Below are 15,337 nucleotides of genomic sequence, written 5' to 3' on the forward strand. Positions count from 1 at the left end.
GCGACATCGTCTGGTCGGCCCGCTACACCGCCTACGGCAAACTCAGCCAACTGAGGCACGGCGGCGGCGAACAGCTGGAACAGCCGTTGCGTTTCCAGGGCCAGTACTTCGATGGCGAAAGCGGTTTGCACTACAACCGACATCGCTACTACCAGCCGGACAGCGGGCGTTACCTGACGCCGGATCCCATCAAGCTGGCGGGTGGGTTGCATGCCTACCAGTACACGCGCAATCCGACGGGGTGGGTGGATCCGTTGGGGTTGGCCGATTGTCCGGGTGGAGTTGGGTGTAAGAAAACGGAGATTTTGGAGCGAGAGCCGACGGAAAGTTCGGCGGTGATCGAAGGAGAGCCTCGTATACCAGAGGTATACCTTAAGACGCCTAAAGCCGGATATCACAAAGAGGTTTACGCGAACAAACCGATCAAACCTCAGGATGCGACCAATAAGTGGGAAGAGTTTTTAGGAGAAGGTCCGTATACAAACAAGCACCCTAGGACGAATATCCCGGATCCTGACAGGCTGGTTTCGTCGGACGGGATGAGAAGTATTCGCTATGGTGCTCACGAAATGGGTAGCAACTCGAGTAAACATCATTATCACGAAGAGAAGTGGATACTTGAGTTGAAAGGGAACGTCATGAACGTTGAAAATACCGTTGTACGTGTTCCATTAGCGAAGAAAAAAGAATGAAAGTAACTATAGAGAGCGTTGCTCAAGTCGCCACGGAAACTTTTGTGAGCTTTTCAAGTGAGTTCGGATTTGCAATTGCGAATTGGATGGGGTTACTACCGCAGATAGGTGGGGTTTATGATGTTGAACTGGAAGCCGAGGAGAGCGTTACTTGGGGGGTAACCGCGAATCCTGTACCAATTAATATATGCTCGATTGGATTAGTGGATGGCTCAATAAGACTGTCGGGAAATATCATTTCAGTCGATGCGGAAGGGGTTGCGGGAATTGAAATTGGCGAGTCAATTATTTTAATTGAAATAATCGGATTTTCTGGAAATGCTCCAGTGTTTGCTGAATTAAAGGTCGAGAAAATAAGTTTGTTTCCGACCGGTATATGACTAAGGATCCCGACGATCTGAGGGATATTTTTTACTGACAGGATTTCCAGAGCTATGAATAGAGAATTTCCCGAGCTACATGATTTTTTGGGGCGTACTTTCACCAAGATTGGACTGTTGAGCATGCGAACTCCGAACAAGTAATTGATGCCTTTTTAAACGAGTCTAGTACTCAGGATTTAGCAGTGGTGCTACAAGAGCTCAACGAACTGCTTGATAAGAGATGGGAGGAGTTGGAGTTAAGGACGCACTTACTGAAAGAACTGAGCTGTTACTACTGCTACTGGAATGAATGGGAAACAGGCGAATCTTGGTTACGGCACATTGCCCAGAAATTAGCTGATTATCTTAATAATCCCAGCTGAGAAGCGAAGTCCAGGAAGCCCTAATTTTTCACTCTCCAACGTACTAGCATGGGATGCTAGGAGTCTGTAAACACCAACGCCCTCAGATAGTCCGCTTGAGGTAGCAAAGAATAAAGCCCAGCGTACTGCCGGGCTTAGGCCTTGATAACCCGCATCTTACAAATTGTCTGACTCATAATCCGCATTATCCGTTCTCCCCTCCGAACCTTTCGATCTTTCAGCACCGCTCCCCTTCAAACTCCCACCACTCACGGCCCCTCTCTCCGACTTGGGGCTTGTACTACTCCCATCCGCATCCCCCCCATTCCCACCACCAATCGTGCCCGGCGGCAGTGCATTCTCCGGCCCCGAGCCCGCGTTCATTTCCGTGGACGGCGGCATACCGCCCTTGTCGATGGGTGCATCGTTGCCGGCAAATGCCCCCCATGAACCGAGCGACAACAAACCGGCCACCATCAGGGCCGTGAGTTTTGACTTGATCATGGTGCACTCCTTTTAAAGTTGCCTATCTGGTTTCTGGCAGCAGCCACTTTTCAGGTGTGCCATTCAATCGACGAGCGGCAACTCAACAAAGTACTGCAATCAGCTCGGTTCACCCGAGCCATCCTTGCCGGCAATGTCCGGGTCATCCGGGTTCCCCTCGACGTCGGTGCGTCTGACATCTTCATTGGGGACCTGCTCGACACCCGCGTCATCGTCGGGTGGACGCTGATCGCGGCTCAAGGGATCGGTAGGTGAAGGCAGCGGATACTCGGGGGTATCGTCAAGGTCGGTGTCTTTCGGATCAGCGTTCATGGTGCACCTCGCTAAGCGCCTTAAAGGCAGGCCCTGAAATTTCGAGGTCGCAGCGATGCTGCGCGTTCGATTGGGCAGACAATCGGTCAACTCGCGTTTTGCGACAGAAACGAAAAACCCGGCGCTTGGCCGGGTTTCTGCTGTCGGGAAATGCCGATTCAGCGATGTTTGTTTTTGTGCTTGTGCTTGTGCTTGTGCTTGTGTTTGTGGCCGCCACCGGAATGGCTGTCGTTATCGCTGCCCAGGTTGTTACCGACGGCGCCACCTGCCGCTCCACCAAGACCTGCGCCGATGGTCGAACCGGTTGAGCCGCCGATGCTGTTACCGATCACCGAACCGCTCGCCGATCCCAGGCCGCCGCCGATCGCCGCTTCAGTACGGCTGCCCTTGGAGGCGCCGACAGCGCTACCGGCTGCACCGCCCACGCCGGCACCGATGGCTGCACCGGTACTGCCGCCCAGTTGGCCGCCAACGACGTTACCCAACGCTCCGCCGAGACCACCGCCCACTGCTGCGGTGCCATCGCCGGCCGCCATGGCCAGCGGTGAGAGCAACAGCCCGAAAACCAGGGCAGGCAACATCAGACGTGAAGCCCAGTGGCCGTTAACTTCCTTGCCTTTGCAATTCGCTGTCATAGCGTGCCTCGAATATCTCAGGGGTGTAGAGCTTTGAGCGGCTAGACACAGAAACGTTCGCTGAGCGGTATCAATCAACCCGCGATAGCCCGGTCGGCCGACAATTTCCCAGCGCCTTCGATCAACACCGCGATGCTGCCACCCAGCAGAGCTAAGGCGAACTCATAGCCGTTGTTGGCCATGAACAGACCGTTACTGATGTGCACCGAGAAGATCGCCACCAGAGACAGGAAGGCCAAGCCTAGCGCCGCCGGACGAGCCAGCAAGCCAATGATCAGGGCCAGACCGGCGAAGAACTCAGTACCGCCCGCCAGCGTTGCCATCAGGTAGCCCGGTGCAAGTCCGATGCTTTCCATGTATTGCGCGGTGCCCGCCAGACCGTAGCCGCCGAATGCGCCGAAGAGTTTCTGCGAGCCGTGGGCAGCGAAGATGATGCCGACGAAAATTCGCAGAACGGTCAGGCCGTAGCCAGCGCGGGTAGACAGAACCTTGTTGATCAGTGTGCTCATGTTATTTCATCCTTCGTGGGAGTGTGTGGGTTGGTCGCCATATTAATCAGAAAACATCATAGTTAAAGCGCAAAAAACCGCTATAACACTTCAGTTTATTCGATCATTTACGCAGGGCAACCTTCTGCCCCTGGGGCTCCAACGACTCCCGCTCCCGATCGAACGCCAAGTAGTACTTGTTCACGCTATTAACATAGCTGACAGGTCCCATTCCCACCTGCTCCATGGCGATGCGCTCAACCTGGAAAAACCACTGGTTCGGATTCAACCCCCGGCGCCGCGCCTCGGCACGCATCCCCTGAACCCGCTCCGGCCCGATGTTGTAGGCCGCCAGCACAAACGCCATGCGCTCGCGCTCGTTGAGCTTGGGGCTGGCGAAGAACTTGCGACGGATCATCGCCAGGTACTTGGCCCCGGCCTGCACATTGGCATCGAGATCCTGAATATTACTGACCCCGACTCGCTGCGCCGCCGACGGTGTGATCTGCATCAGACCGGTCGGCCCACTGCCACTGCGGGCCTTGGGTTGCAGGCCAGACTCCTTGAACGCCAGCGCCGCCAGGTTCAGCCAGTCCATGCCTTGGGCATCGGCGTGTTTCTGCAGCACGGGCCGCAGCTTTTCCAGACGCTGGCGGTCGGCCTTGGCCAAGGGATAGTGCACTTGATAAAGACGCCGATAGATCCGCAGGAAGGCGGCGTCCTGGTCCGATGGCTTTTTATATCCCGAGAGAAAACGATCGACGCTGGCCCGCAGCATCGAAGCGTCACGGCGCACGAACCAATACTCCTCGCCCGGCTCACTGATCAGCACCTGCTTGTCGAAACGCAGTTTCGGCAGGATCTTGCCCCAGCGCTCGGCAATCGGTTGTTCGACGATGGTCAGGTGATAGATTCCGCCCTGGACCATCTCCAGCACATCCTCGACAGCCAAGCTGGGGTCGACCCACTCGATGTTGATCGGCGGCAGTTTGTGCAGGGCGAGTTTTTGATTGATCTGGCTGACGGCATCCCCGGCGGCGCTGCCGGTGGGGAGTGCGAGGGTTTTACCCGACAATTGTTCGAGGCGGGTATAGCGGCGTTCGCCCTTGATCCCCACCAGCACCAGCGGAACGTTGCTGCTGATCGGCTCACTGGTGCTGACGGCAAAGCCCGCTCGCAGGTCGAGCAACTCCCCGGGCGCCACCAGATCGCCCTCCCCGCGCTGCAACGCGCCGAGCAGTTGATCCTTGGCCCTGGGGATGATCTTGAGGGTGATTTCCTGACCGTCACGGGCGTGACCGTTGAGGTATTGCTCGAAGGCGCGCAAACGGTGGTATTCGACACCGATGGCCTGACCCTGGACTTCGCCGGAGCTGTTGCGGCTCTGGTTGACCAGTACCCGCAGCACGCGACTGCTGCGGATGTCCGTCAGGTCGCGCACCTTGGCCGCCGGTACGGCTTGCAGCGGCCCGGGCAGACGCGCAACCGCCGACGGGGGCAGCAGCAGCGAACAGCACAGCAGTAGCAAAACCGAGGGACGAATCATCCACTCTCCGGAAAGAAGTCGGGTCGACCACATGAGTATTTTCATGCAATCAATTGAAAGAAACAGAGCGCCCGAAGCGCTTGGCAAAGTGCGAAAGACTGGCACAGTGGTGGCACCTTGGCCATCCTGTCCGTCACGCGGCTAAAGGTCGCGGCTCAGAAGACAGCGATAACTCGTTGTAGTTCTTGGCTTTTCTTATAAATCTACAGCTCTGATATGCTTTCCGGCCTTTGGTCCGAGGTAGCACCATGCAACTCATCGATATCGGCGTCAACCTGACCAACCCCAGTTTTGCCGACAAACACCAAGCCGTTCTCGACCGCGCCTACGCCGCCGGGGTCTGCCAATTGGTGCTGACCGGCACCAATGTCGAGGGCAGCGAGCAAGCGCTGGAGCTGTGCCGCCACCTGGATGAAAGCGGACAACGGTTGTTCGCTACCGCAGGCATTCACCCCCACGCCGCCAGCGACTGGAACGCCGACAGCGCCCGCCGCCTGCGCAGCCTGCTCAATGAGCCGAACGTGGTGGCCGTGGGTGAATGCGGCCTCGATTTCAACCGCGATTTCTCGCCGCGCCCACAGCAGGAAAAAGTCCTCGAAGAGCACCTGGCACTGGCGGTCGAGTTGCAGAGGCCGGTGTTCCTGCACGAGCGCGATGCCAGTCAGCGTTTGATTGAAATCCTGCGCGACTATCGCGATCAATTGCCGGCCGCGGTGGTGCACTGCTTCACCGGGGAAAAGAAGGCGCTGTTCAGTTACCTGGACATGGACCTGCACATCGGCATCACCGGCTGGATCTGTGATGAACGCCGGGGCACTCATCTGCATCCACTGGTAAAAGAAATCAAACGCGGGCGTCTGATGCTGGAAAGCGATGCACCGTACCTGCTGCCGCGCAGCCTGCGTCCCAAGCCGAAGAATGGACGCAACGAACCGGCTTACCTGACGGAAGTATTGCGGGAGGTCGCGTTGCATCGCGGGGAGACTCACGAAGACCTGGCGGCGCACACCACGGCATGCGCCCGGGCTTTTTACGGGTTGCCGATTATCCCCCACTAAACACCTATCCCCCTGTGGGAGCGAGCCTGCTCGCGAAAGCATTGGAACATTCAGCACTGAGGTGTCTGCCAGACCGCATTCGCGAGCAGGCTCGCTCCCACCATGGGAATGCGGTGCCTGTTGATCCACATCAACGCTCCGCACGCTGACTGGCGGCACAATACTGGCACCTTGCCAAAACTGTTTCCGCTATCAGAGAAGACCTCCATGGGTGCCTGGCTTAGCAATATCTCGCTGAAATACAAATTCTGGGCGGTCAATGCCGTCGCCTTCGTCACCACCCTGCTGCTGGTGCTGTATGCCGTGCAGCTGGAACATCAGACTCGCAACCATGCCGCCCAGGCATCGGCCCAGGCCCAGGCGCGATTGCTCAGTGCCTGGCCCGCCGGTCAACCGTTGCCCAAGGCCGAAAATCTGCTGACCTTCAGCCGCGGGCAGACGCCGACGCTCAACGGCCAGCAACTGCCCGAACTGGCCAATGCAAAAGGCTGGGTCGATATCAATCCCATGCCGTTGTTCGGTGACAACCCGTTGCTGGGTGCCGAGGTGTTTACCCGTGCCGATGGCCAGCAGACCGCAGTGATCGCCCATGGACCGAGCCTCAGCCAGTTGTTTGGCGAGCGTTTCGCCCACTACGCAGTGGCCGTGTTCGCCCTGATGCTGGTGATGCTCGCGGCCTCGCAGTTGTTGATCCGCTTCCTGCTCAGCCAACTCAACACCTTGAAAGACGTCATGCTCCACGTCGAGAAAACCGGCGACCTGACCGCCCGTGTCCCGCTCGCCGGTAGCGACGAAGTCGGGCAAATGGCCAATGCCTTTAACGCCATGCAGGCGGGCTACCAACGGGTGGTCAATACCGTCGCCAGTACTGCGCGGCAACTGGATGACGGTGCCGCGAGGCTGGCGTCCAGCATGAATGAAGTGCGCCACGGCATGCTTGGCCAGCAGAGCGAAACCGATCAGGCCGCCACGGCGATCAATGAAATGACGGCCACCGTCCACCACATCGCCCAGCACGCCGGCGCCACCCGCGACCTTTCGCAATCGGCCGACACTCTGGCCGGCAGCGGTCAGGCCGTCGTCATGCGTGTGCAGAGCTCGATTGCCGGGTTATCCACCGGGGTGCAGCAGACCGCCGAGATGATTCAGCGTCTGGCCGAAGACAGCCAGAAGATCAACGGGGTGGTCAATGTGATTCACAGCATTGCCGAGCAGACCAATCTGCTGGCACTGAACGCCGCGATTGAAGCCGCCCGGGCCGGTGAAATGGGTCGTGGCTTTGCCGTGGTCGCCGATGAAGTGCGCAACCTGGCCAAGCGCGTGCAGACCTCCACCGATGAAATTACCGTGATGGTGTCGGCGTTGCAGGCCGGGACCCGGGACGCCGTGGACTTCATGCAGGAAAGCTCATACAAGGCCGACGATTGCGTGCAACAGGCACAGGAAGCCGGCGCTGCGCTGGCGCAAATCACCGGCGCGGTGGCGCAGATGCGAGAAAGCAATACGCAGATTGCGGTGGCGGCCGAACAACAAAGTCAGGTCGCGGAGGAAATGAACCGGGCGGTGGTGAGCATCCGTGATGTGACCGAAAACACCGTACAGCAGACCGTCGGTTCGGCGACGACCAGTAATGAGTTGGCGGCGTTGGCCGGGGAATTGAACAAGGCGATAGGGCAGCTCAAGCTTTGAGGGCCCCTTCGCGAGCAGGCTCGCTCCCACATTGGATTGCGATCAACAGTGGGAGCGAGCCTGCTCGCGAAGACATCAGCTCAAACAACATCAATTCCGAGCATCACACCTATCACGCCAATAGCCATCCTTGATTCGCCGCCCGCATTGACCGGGCCTATCCTTCAATCATGTGTTCAACATGGATTCGAGGATCAGCATCATGGGCAAACGTCATCCCAACCTTCCCGCCTGGCAATGGCGTGCCTACCCGAACAATCACCAGCACCCGACCAATCTGGTACTGCACCTGATCGCCGTGCCGTTGTTTATCGTGGCATTTCTGTTGATTGTTTCCGGCGTGTTCGGCCTGAATCTGGCGAACGTCGCCATTGGTATCGTCGGTGTGATCGCTGCGCTGGGTTTGCAACGCCACGGTCACCGTTTGGAAGCGCAAGCCTCCGAGCCCTTCAGTGACCGCAAGGATGCCGTGTCGCGCCTGCTGGTCGAGCAGTTCCTGACTTTTCCGCGGTTTTTCCTTAGCGGTGGTTGGTGGCGCGCCTGGCGTGAGCGCCACCGTCGTCATTGATCAGGCGTCCGTCGTTCAGGCAAAGACAGTCACCGTCTGCCGGCTCATGGCAATCAATCGGCCTTCCACGTCCCACAACTTCGCCGCCGCGTGGCCGTAGCCATCGGCGGCGTGTTCGGTTTCGACCAGGTATTTGCACCAGTCCAGGGTACTCAGCTCCAGCAATGGCTGGACGAATTCGATGGTCCAGGTCAGCGTGCTACCCATGGCCGGTTTTTTCAGGTGCGGCATCACGGCCGGTGGCCAGGCATCCACCAGCGCCAGAATGTGCGCTTCGCTGACCGCCTCTTCCTTCACATCGCCGCGCAACCGTACCCAGCCGCCCATTTGACGCGAGGTATTGCCGGTGAACGGCAACCCGCCGACACTCCAGCGCATCGCCAGATGCCGCATGAACTCAGGGATCACGCCTTCGATAAACGGCAATTCCTGACAATCGTCCCAGTGCTTCATTTCGGGAACCGGTTCAGCCATCACGGCCACTTCCGAAGGACGCGAGGCGCCGAAACTGCCCTGGATCAAGGTCACCACTTGCCCCTTCTGCATCGCCCGACCAAGCACCTGACTGACGGCCTTGCCCTCGCGCAGCACATCCACTTCAAAACTGACCGGTACTTCGGGTTCGACCGGGCCGACGAAGGTGATCGCCAGCGAACGCACCGGGCGATCCGCCGGCACTTTCGCGCGCATGGCTTCGTACTGCAAGGCAGCCACCAGACCACCGAAACTGGCGCGACCCTGCGCCCATCCGGCGGGAATGGACAGTTCCAGCGGCTGGCGGCGGACGGCATCTAGCAGTTCGGAAAAGCGCATGAAAACCTCAAGTGCAGTAGAAGGATGAAGGGATCTTAACCAGCGGGCGGAGGCTGTACAGTGCCCATTCCGGCCAAATTGACTGACAGATGAGCCGGTTCGGTACTCAAACTCTATACAAAACACTGTGGGAGCGAGCCTGCTCGCGAATGCGGTGTGTCAGCCAGCAATAACTCCACTGACAGATTGCATTCGCGAGCAGGCTCGCTCCCACAGGGTGGAATACAGCGATATCAGGATTTGAAACGAGCCTTGTCGAGTTTGTCGAGGACGCGATCGGCGCGCTGTTCGGCCTTGGCCATCGTGGTTTTCCAGACCGCGACACAGGGTTGCAAATCCGCTTCCCGCTCAGCCATGGCCAGCCATTGAAAGCAGTCATGCCAGTCACCCAAAGCGCCCTGGGCCGCCTTGAGCCTGGGAAATGCCTCTTTCGGCAACCGATCCAGCTCGGGATAGGCTTCGATGCCGTAACGCACGCGCTTGATCAACAGGCGCAAACGGTGACGGTCGTGGGCGGGATCGTGCAGGGCCTCGTCGAGTTTTTTCCATTGTTTCCCCAAGCGTTTTTCAATGCGCTTGCGCAGGCCCTTGAGCAACCCCTGGCGCTGGGCCGCCCGCAAAAAGCGCGGAAAGGCGTCGAGGATCATCAGCAAGTGGGCAAGCTCCGTGCTGTTCGCCACCGCCGGATAAGCCTCGGCCATCTGCGCCATGCGCCGTTGCGCGGCTTCGGGTTGTTCATGCTGGAGCAGGTACGCCGCCAGCACCTCGCGATCGCGCAAAGGCGTAGTCAGGCCGCCGACGCCGGATGCCGCCGTTTCCAGTTGCTCGACACCCGGCAAGCCGCGCAAAGGCCGCAGCAAACTGCGCAGCCTGCGCACCGTGGTGCGAAGGTCGTGCAAGGCTTCCGGGTCGGTGCGGGCACCCAAGCGTGCCTGACAGGCCAGCAGACGAACTTCCAGGCCCAGGACATGGGCCACCAACCGGTCAATCATGGGGTTTACTCCCTGAACAACACCAAACCCTGCAGGTGCGGGCTGACCGGCGATAGCGTCCTCAAGACCGCAGTGATCATTGAGTGCGAATCGCCAGCAAGCTGGCTCCTACAGGATTAGCAGTGTTTTTAACGCCCCGCGCGGGATTCACGAATATAAAAGCGTGCCTTCTCGGCTTTCTTGGCACAGCCCTCGAATCCTTCGAATTGCTGCTGGGTCTTGGCCGCGGTCAACAGCGACAGGGCCTTGGAGTAGCTGACGGTCCCGGCGAAGCCCTCAGCCTTGGCCAGGTCCAGTTCGCGCCACGCCGCGTCCAGCCCGTTGCCGCAGCTGTCGCGATACGCGGTTTTACCGGCGCAACCGGCAAGTGCCAGGGCAATCAAAGGCACACAGATCCAGGCTTTCATCACTCACACCTCAAAGATAAGAAACAGTCCTGCAGGTAGGACGGTCTGGCGCAGCAAAAGTGCCGTCCATCGCCTGCGCAAGCTATAGCGCTGGCGAGAATAATCAAGTGCCGCCATAACATGATGATAAAACGACACACTCACGGCACTGAGCGACCTTGACGATTGAAGCGCGACCCACGATGGGTGCATTGTTGAATCATTCGAACGAGGGCGATTCATGAAAAAGCGCGTCGCACTGGTATTGGGCTCGGGTGGAGCCCGGGGGTATGCCCATATTGGCGTCATCCAGGAGATCGAACGGCGTGGCTATGACATTGCCTGCATCGCCGGTTGCTCCATGGGGGCGGTGGTCGGTGGAATCTACGCGGCCGGCAAACTGGATGATTATCGCAACTGGATCGAAAGCCTGGATTACCTCGACGTGCTGCGCCTGGTGGATGTCAGTTTTCGCCTGGGGGCGATTCGCGGGGAAAAGGTGTTCGGGCAGATCCGCAAGATCGTCGGCGAGATCAATATCGAAGACCTGCGTATTCCGTATACGGCCGTGGCTACCGACCTGACCAACCAGCAGGAGATCTGGTTCCAGGAAGGTTGCCTGCACCAGGCCATGCGCGCCTCGGCGGCGATTCCCAGCCTGTTTACGCCGGTGATGCAAGGCAATCGCATGCTGGTGGATGGCGGCATCCTCAACCCGTTGCCGATTGTGCCGGTGGTATCGAGCCATTGCGATTTGATCATAGCGGTCAACCTCAACTCCACTAACCAGCGTCACTATCAAATGCCGGTGATCCAGCGACCCGCCGCGTTCAAGACCCGATTCGACAGCCTGATCAGCTCGCTCGGTTCGAAGATGCCGTTCCGGCGCAAACAGGCTGAACAATTGCTGCTGCTGGAAAAAGAAGCCTTGATGGCGGAGGCCGCCGAGATCAATCCCTGGGTCGAATCCGCCGAACCCGAAGCCCAGCAACCGGCTGCCGCCCCGGAACGCGACGGCGCGCCGAAGTCCGCCACCGGGTCGTTCATCATCGACAACGTGGGACCGGCGTCCTTGCTGGATCTGATCAACCAGAGTTTCGAGGTGATGCAGACCTCGTTGGCGCAGTACAAGATTGCCGGGTATCCGCCGGACATCCTGATCAACGTGCCGAAGCGGGTATGCCGGTTTTTCGAGTTCTACAAAGCCCCGGAGTTGATCGCGCTGGGGCGGGAGATTGCGCGGGATACGCTGGATCGGTATGAGAACGAGCGGGACTCCTGAAGTTCTCGAGTGAATGAACCGGTCCCTTCGCGAGCAGGCTCGCTCCCACAGTTGACCTTCGGTGTTCACAAAATTCGTGCCTGGCCCAGATCCAACGTGGGAGCGAGCCTGCTCGCGAAGGGGCCGGATCATGCAACTTGAAAACTAAGTCGCCCCCTCACTCAACAACCGATACCCCACCCCCGCCTCGGTCACGATAAATCTCGGCCGCGTCGGATCATCCGCCAGTTTCTGCCGCAAATGCCCCACCACGATCCGCAGATAATGGCTGTCTTCGGTATGGGTCGGGCCCCAGATGTCCTTGAGCAGTTGCTGCTGAGTGATGACCCGTCCCGGATGCCGGGCCAGTTGCGCCAGCACGGCATATTCCTTGCGGGTCAACGCCACCTCATTGCCGTCGAGCAATACCCGGCGATACGCCAGGTCCACCGTCAGCGGGCCGAAGGTCAGCGCCACTTGCCGGGCTTCGCCCGTCGGTGCCTGGCGCAACAGCGCGCGTATTCGTGCCAAGAACTCCTGGATACCGAAGGGCTTGGTCACGTAGTCATTGGCGCCGCCGTCCAGTGCATCCACCTTCTGCCCTTCACCGGCACGCACCGAGAGCACCAGTACCGGAGCCGTCGACCACTCACGAAACTCATGCAGTACCTGTTGGCCGTCCATGTCCGGCAGACCGAGGTCGAGCACCAGCAGGTCCGGTTTGTTCAGCGCGGCCTGCGCCAGCCCTTCGTTGCCGGTTCCCGCCTCCAGCACTTTGTAGCCTTGAGAGGTAAGGCTGATGCGCAGGAACTTGCGGATCTGCGGCTCATCGTCGATGACCAAAATGGTCGCGGTCTGGCTCATGGATTCACATCAACAAGGAAAATTGGCAAAAGAGTAACGCAAGCACAATCAGGCTTCACCTTCGTACCCCGGCTGAGTTTGCAATGGCAGGTGCAAGGTGATGCAGGTACCGCGTCCGTCGATACCGTCGGCGACACTGATCCGCCCGCCATGGGCGCCGACCATGCCCTGACAGATCGCCAGCCCCAGCCCTGTGCCCTGCCCGCCACGATCGCCGCGAGCAGCGGTGTAGAACATGTCGAAAATCTTCTCCCGCTCCGCCTCCGGAATCCCCGGCCCTTCGTCACTCACCGAGAAAAACAGCTCGGTATCGTCAGCCCCGGCACCCACTTGCAAACGCCCGTGGGGCGGCGAGAAACGCGCGGCGTTTTCCATCACGTTGACCAACGCCTGCTCGATCAGCGCGGCGTGGACAAACAGCAATGGCAGTTCCGCCGGCACTTCGGTACTGACGTGCAACGGCGCCAGCACCGCACGCAAGCGATTGAGGGCACTGCCGACGATGTCCGCCGGCGACACCCAGTCCCGCGCCAGCTTCAACGCGCCATGACCGAGTCGGGTCATGTCCAGCAGGTTTTGAATATAGCGGTCGAGACGTTCGGCTTCATCGCGGGTGCCTTCGAGCAGTTCACGGCGATCCTCCAGCGGGATCGCTTCGCCGAGGGCCAACAAGCTGTCGATGCTGCCGCGCATGGAGGTCAGGGGTGTACGTAAATCGTGGGACACCGAGGCCAGCAAGGCGCTGCGCAATTGCTCGGTTTCGCCATGCAGCCGTGCGGCCTCCAGGTCGTCGGCCAATTGCGCACGGGCCAGTGCCTGTGCCAGCGGTTGGCTCAGCGCGGTCAACAAGCGCCGCCGCTGACCGCTCAAGGTCTGACCTTCTTTTGCGCAGACACCCAGCAGTGCCAGTGGACCGTCCTCCACCGACAACGGCCACCACCACCAACGCCCGAACGGCAAGGTGCCGGTGCCCGCGCCTGCCGGCTGATCGTGTTGCCAGGCCCAATCGGCGGCCGCGCGTTCGGCTTCGGTAAACTCCAATGGGCCGCCGGTTTCAACCTTCCAGTCGCTTTCACCGGCGCGATTGAGCAGGCACAACTGCATATCGCTCCACCCTTCCAGATGTTGAGCGGCAGCATTGATCACGGCCTGACGGTCCGTGGCGGCCGTCAGTTTGCGCGACAGGTCGAGCAGTTCGGTGGTCTCCTCCTGGGTGTCGCGCAAGGCCTGCAATTGCCGCCGCTGTCGCGCCGCGAGGTTGCCAGTGAGCGCCGCCATCAGCAGAAAAAACAGCAAGGTCAGCACGTCTTCTTCGCGCTGGATATGGAAGGAAAGATTGGGCGGGATGAACAGAAAGTCATAGGCGAGAAACGACAGCGCGGCACAGACCAGCGCCGGACCGAGGCTGCTGCGCACCGCTACCAACAGGACGGCCGCGAGGAATACCAGCGAGATATTCGGTAGCGCCAGGACACTCGCCACCGCCCAGGCCAGGGCACTGGCCAACACAGTCGCAACCAGTGCCAGCGCATAGTCGAACCACACCAGCGAATGCACCGGACGTTGCAGTGGCTGATCCTGTTCGTGACCGCTGTCGATGACACTGATTTCCAGCCCGCGCGCCTGTCGCAACAAACGCGCCGCCAGGCCTCCACCAAACAGGCGCCGGCGCAGACGCGGCCGGGACTGACCGACCAGCACCAGCGTGGCGCGGCGTTCGGCGGCATGCTGGACCAGGGTTTTCGCCACTTCACCGGCCCGTAGCACCACCACTTCGCCGCCCAGGCGTTCGGCCAGTTGCTGGGCACTTTGCAGGCGCAGGCGCGACTGCTCGTCACGCACGCTGCCGTTGTCCACATGCACCAGGCTCCACGGCAGATGCCGACGCTGGGCGACGCGACTGGCGTGACGCACCAGGCGTTCGGCCTGGGCATCGCCATCGACACCGACCAGCAAGCGACCGCGCACCGCGGGTGCCGCCTGACCAAGTTGACGATAACCCTGGGCCAGATCGTTATCGACCTGGGCCGCCGCGGTTTGCATCGCCAGTTCCCGTAGCGCGGTGAGGTTGGTCTGGGTGAAGAACGCATCGATCGCCGCCCGCGCCTGCTCCGGCACGTAGACCTTGCCGTCGCGCAATCGCTCCAGCAACTCGCGCGGAGGCAAGTCGATCAGCAATAGCTCGTAGGCTTCCTGCAGCACCCAATCCGGCAAGGTTTCGCGGACCTGTACCCCCGTGATGCCGCGCACCTGATCGTTTAGACTTTCCAGATGCTGGACGTTGACTGTGGTGAACACGTCGATGCCCGCGGCGAGCAATTCCTGAATATCTTGCCAGCGTTTGGCGTGGCGACTGCCAGGTGCGTTGGTGTGGGCAAGCTCATCCACCAGCACCAGCTTCGGCCTGGCGGCAAGCAAGCCGTCGAGGTCCATTTCTTCGAGCATCACGCCGCGGTATTCCGAGCGCACCAGCGGTTGCTGCGGCAGGCCGCCGAGCAATGCTTCGGTTTCGGCGCGGCCATGGGTTTCCACCACGCCGGCGATAAGCTTCACGCCTTGGCGCAGTTGGGTGTGGGCCGCTTGCAACATGGCGTAGGTCTTGCCGACGCCGGGTGCGGCGCCGAGAAAAACCTTGAGCCGGCCACGACCGTCGCGAGGCAGGTTGGCTAATAGCGCGTCGGCTCGGCCGGAGTCGCTCATGTTCGGGGGATCTCTTTTTTCAGATGTTGATGTATTGACTGTTCTGTCGCCTTCGCGAGCAGGCTCGCTCCCACATTGGAATGCATTCTCCAGTGGGAGCGAGCC

At 59.8% G+C, this 15,337-nt stretch carries 17 protein-coding genes; 7 read left to right on the forward strand and 10 right to left on the reverse strand.

Annotated features, from left to right (window positions below; genetic code table 11):
* The 3 genes from HNQ83_RS31395 to HNQ83_RS29740 form a co-directional block, all read left to right on the forward strand.
* A partial coding sequence (locus HNQ83_RS31395; protein ID WP_256669333.1) for an RHS repeat-associated core domain-containing protein occupies positions 1–692 on the forward strand: 692 nt, incomplete at its 5' end.
* Entirely contained in the window at positions 689–1,072 is a 384-nt protein-coding gene (locus tag HNQ83_RS29735) for a hypothetical protein (RefSeq protein WP_175392408.1), read from the forward strand. The genes HNQ83_RS31395 and HNQ83_RS29735, both read left to right, overlap by 4 nt.
* Before the next feature lie 143 nt (positions 1,073–1,215).
* On the forward strand, positions 1,216–1,437 hold the full coding sequence (locus HNQ83_RS29740; RefSeq protein ID WP_372241942.1) for a hypothetical protein: 222 nt from the start codon (positions 1,216–1,218) through the stop codon (positions 1,435–1,437).
* A gap of 156 nt (positions 1,438–1,593) precedes the next feature.
* Here the strand turns inward: HNQ83_RS29740 and HNQ83_RS29745 are convergent, their stop codons facing one another.
* The 5 genes from HNQ83_RS29745 to HNQ83_RS29765 form a co-directional block, all read right to left on the reverse strand.
* Entirely contained in the window at positions 1,594–1,920 is a 327-nt protein-coding gene (locus HNQ83_RS29745; RefSeq protein WP_175392409.1) for a hypothetical protein, read from the reverse strand.
* Between the two features lie 99 nt (positions 1,921–2,019).
* Positions 2,020–2,232, reverse strand: a complete 213-nt coding sequence (locus HNQ83_RS29750) for a hypothetical protein (protein WP_175392410.1) — start codon at positions 2,230–2,232, stop codon at positions 2,020–2,022.
* Between the two features lie 158 nt (positions 2,233–2,390).
* The gene (locus tag HNQ83_RS29755) at positions 2,391–2,867 is read right to left on the reverse strand and encodes a glycine zipper domain-containing protein (RefSeq protein WP_175392411.1); all 477 of its coding nucleotides are present in this window, start codon (positions 2,865–2,867) and stop codon (positions 2,391–2,393) included.
* Positions 2,868–2,941: 74 nt separating this feature from the next.
* Positions 2,942–3,376: a DoxX family protein gene (locus HNQ83_RS29760; protein ID WP_175392412.1), complete on the reverse strand. Its 435-nt coding sequence runs from the start codon at positions 3,374–3,376 to the stop codon at positions 2,942–2,944.
* Positions 3,377–3,479: 103 nt separating this feature from the next.
* Positions 3,480–4,901, reverse strand: a complete 1,422-nt coding sequence (locus HNQ83_RS29765) for a transglycosylase SLT domain-containing protein (protein ID WP_175392413.1) — start codon at positions 4,899–4,901, stop codon at positions 3,480–3,482.
* 248 nt (positions 4,902–5,149) lie between these two features.
* On the opposite strand from HNQ83_RS29765, the gene HNQ83_RS29770 reads away from it, so the two are divergent.
* The 3 genes from HNQ83_RS29770 to HNQ83_RS29780 all read left to right on the forward strand — a co-directional run bounded on the left by HNQ83_RS29770 (position 5,150) and on the right by HNQ83_RS29780 (position 8,216).
* Positions 5,150–5,959: a TatD family hydrolase gene (locus tag HNQ83_RS29770; RefSeq protein ID WP_175392414.1), complete on the forward strand. Its 810-nt coding sequence runs from the start codon at positions 5,150–5,152 to the stop codon at positions 5,957–5,959.
* 207 nt (positions 5,960–6,166) lie between these two features.
* Positions 6,167–7,648, forward strand: coding sequence for a methyl-accepting chemotaxis protein (locus tag HNQ83_RS29775; RefSeq protein ID WP_175392415.1), 1,482 nt, complete (start codon positions 6,167–6,169; stop codon positions 7,646–7,648).
* 202 nt (positions 7,649–7,850) lie between these two features.
* A complete protein-coding gene (locus tag HNQ83_RS29780) occupies positions 7,851–8,216 on the forward strand; it encodes an Mpo1-like protein (RefSeq protein ID WP_175392416.1) in 366 nt (121 codons plus the stop codon).
* A 15-nt stretch (positions 8,217–8,231) separates the two neighbouring features.
* On the opposite strand, the gene HNQ83_RS29785 is transcribed toward HNQ83_RS29780, so the two are convergent.
* The 3 genes from HNQ83_RS29785 to HNQ83_RS29795 form a co-directional block, all read right to left on the reverse strand.
* Complete coding sequence (locus tag HNQ83_RS29785; protein WP_175392417.1) at positions 8,232–9,029, reverse strand: acyl-CoA thioesterase II; 798 nt, start codon at positions 9,027–9,029, stop codon at positions 8,232–8,234.
* A gap of 233 nt (positions 9,030–9,262) precedes the next feature.
* A complete protein-coding gene (locus HNQ83_RS29790) occupies positions 9,263–10,021 on the reverse strand; it encodes a CHAD domain-containing protein (RefSeq protein ID WP_175392418.1) in 759 nt (252 codons plus the stop codon).
* Between the two features lie 128 nt (positions 10,022–10,149).
* A complete protein-coding gene (locus HNQ83_RS29795) occupies positions 10,150–10,428 on the reverse strand; it encodes a hypothetical protein (RefSeq protein ID WP_175392419.1) in 279 nt (92 codons plus the stop codon).
* 220 nt (positions 10,429–10,648) lie between these two features.
* On the opposite strand from HNQ83_RS29795, the gene HNQ83_RS29800 reads away from it, so the two are divergent.
* Positions 10,649–11,689 carry a patatin-like phospholipase family protein gene (locus HNQ83_RS29800; protein ID WP_175392420.1) on the forward strand — a complete coding sequence of 347 codons (1,041 nt, stop codon included), beginning with the start codon at positions 10,649–10,651 and terminating at the stop codon, positions 11,687–11,689.
* A gap of 144 nt (positions 11,690–11,833) precedes the next feature.
* Here HNQ83_RS29800 and HNQ83_RS29805 read toward each other — a convergent pair whose 3' ends face one another.
* Both HNQ83_RS29805 and HNQ83_RS29810 read right to left on the reverse strand, forming a co-directional pair.
* A complete protein-coding gene (locus HNQ83_RS29805; RefSeq protein WP_175392421.1) occupies positions 11,834–12,532 on the reverse strand; it encodes a response regulator in 699 nt (232 codons plus the stop codon).
* Positions 12,533–12,580: 48 nt separating this feature from the next.
* Positions 12,581–15,232 carry a sensor histidine kinase KdpD gene (locus HNQ83_RS29810; RefSeq protein WP_175392422.1) on the reverse strand — a complete coding sequence of 884 codons (2,652 nt, stop codon included), beginning with the start codon at positions 15,230–15,232 and terminating at the stop codon, positions 12,581–12,583.
* Positions 15,233–15,337 lie beyond the last annotated feature (105 nt).

This window comes from Pseudomonas sp. C2B4, assembly GCF_013359695.1.
Lineage (GTDB): Bacteria > Pseudomonadota > Gammaproteobacteria > Pseudomonadales > Pseudomonadaceae > Aquipseudomonas.

Coding starts and splice junctions, on each gene's coding strand:
- HNQ83_RS29735 (WP_175392408.1), top strand. CDS start 689: ATGAAAGTAACTATAGAGAGCGTTGCTCAAGTCGCCACGGAAACTTTT.
- HNQ83_RS29745 (WP_175392409.1), bottom strand. CDS start 1,920: ATGATCAAGTCAAAACTCACGGCCCTGATGGTGGCCGGTTTGTTGTCG.
- HNQ83_RS29750 (WP_175392410.1), bottom strand. CDS start 2,232: ATGAACGCTGATCCGAAAGACACCGACCTTGACGATACCCCCGAGTAT.
- HNQ83_RS29755 (WP_175392411.1), bottom strand. CDS start 2,867: ATGACAGCGAATTGCAAAGGCAAGGAAGTTAACGGCCACTGGGCTTCA.
- HNQ83_RS29760 (WP_175392412.1), bottom strand. CDS start 3,376: ATGAGCACACTGATCAACAAGGTTCTGTCTACCCGCGCTGGCTACGGC.
- HNQ83_RS29765 (WP_175392413.1), bottom strand. CDS start 4,901: ATGATTCGTCCCTCGGTTTTGCTACTGCTGTGCTGTTCGCTGCTGCTG.
- HNQ83_RS29770 (WP_175392414.1), top strand. CDS start 5,150: ATGCAACTCATCGATATCGGCGTCAACCTGACCAACCCCAGTTTTGCC.
- HNQ83_RS29775 (WP_175392415.1), top strand. CDS start 6,167: ATGGGTGCCTGGCTTAGCAATATCTCGCTGAAATACAAATTCTGGGCG.
- HNQ83_RS29780 (WP_175392416.1), top strand. CDS start 7,851: ATGGGCAAACGTCATCCCAACCTTCCCGCCTGGCAATGGCGTGCCTAC.
- HNQ83_RS29785 (WP_175392417.1), bottom strand. CDS start 9,029: ATGCGCTTTTCCGAACTGCTAGATGCCGTCCGCCGCCAGCCGCTGGAA.
- HNQ83_RS29790 (WP_175392418.1), bottom strand. CDS start 10,021: ATGATTGACCGGTTGGTGGCCCATGTCCTGGGCCTGGAAGTTCGTCTG.
- HNQ83_RS29795 (WP_175392419.1), bottom strand. CDS start 10,428: ATGAAAGCCTGGATCTGTGTGCCTTTGATTGCCCTGGCACTTGCCGGT.
- HNQ83_RS29800 (WP_175392420.1), top strand. CDS start 10,649: ATGAAAAAGCGCGTCGCACTGGTATTGGGCTCGGGTGGAGCCCGGGGG.
- HNQ83_RS29805 (WP_175392421.1), bottom strand. CDS start 12,532: ATGAGCCAGACCGCGACCATTTTGGTCATCGACGATGAGCCGCAGATC.
- HNQ83_RS29810 (WP_175392422.1), bottom strand. CDS start 15,232: ATGAGCGACTCCGGCCGAGCCGACGCGCTATTAGCCAACCTGCCTCGC.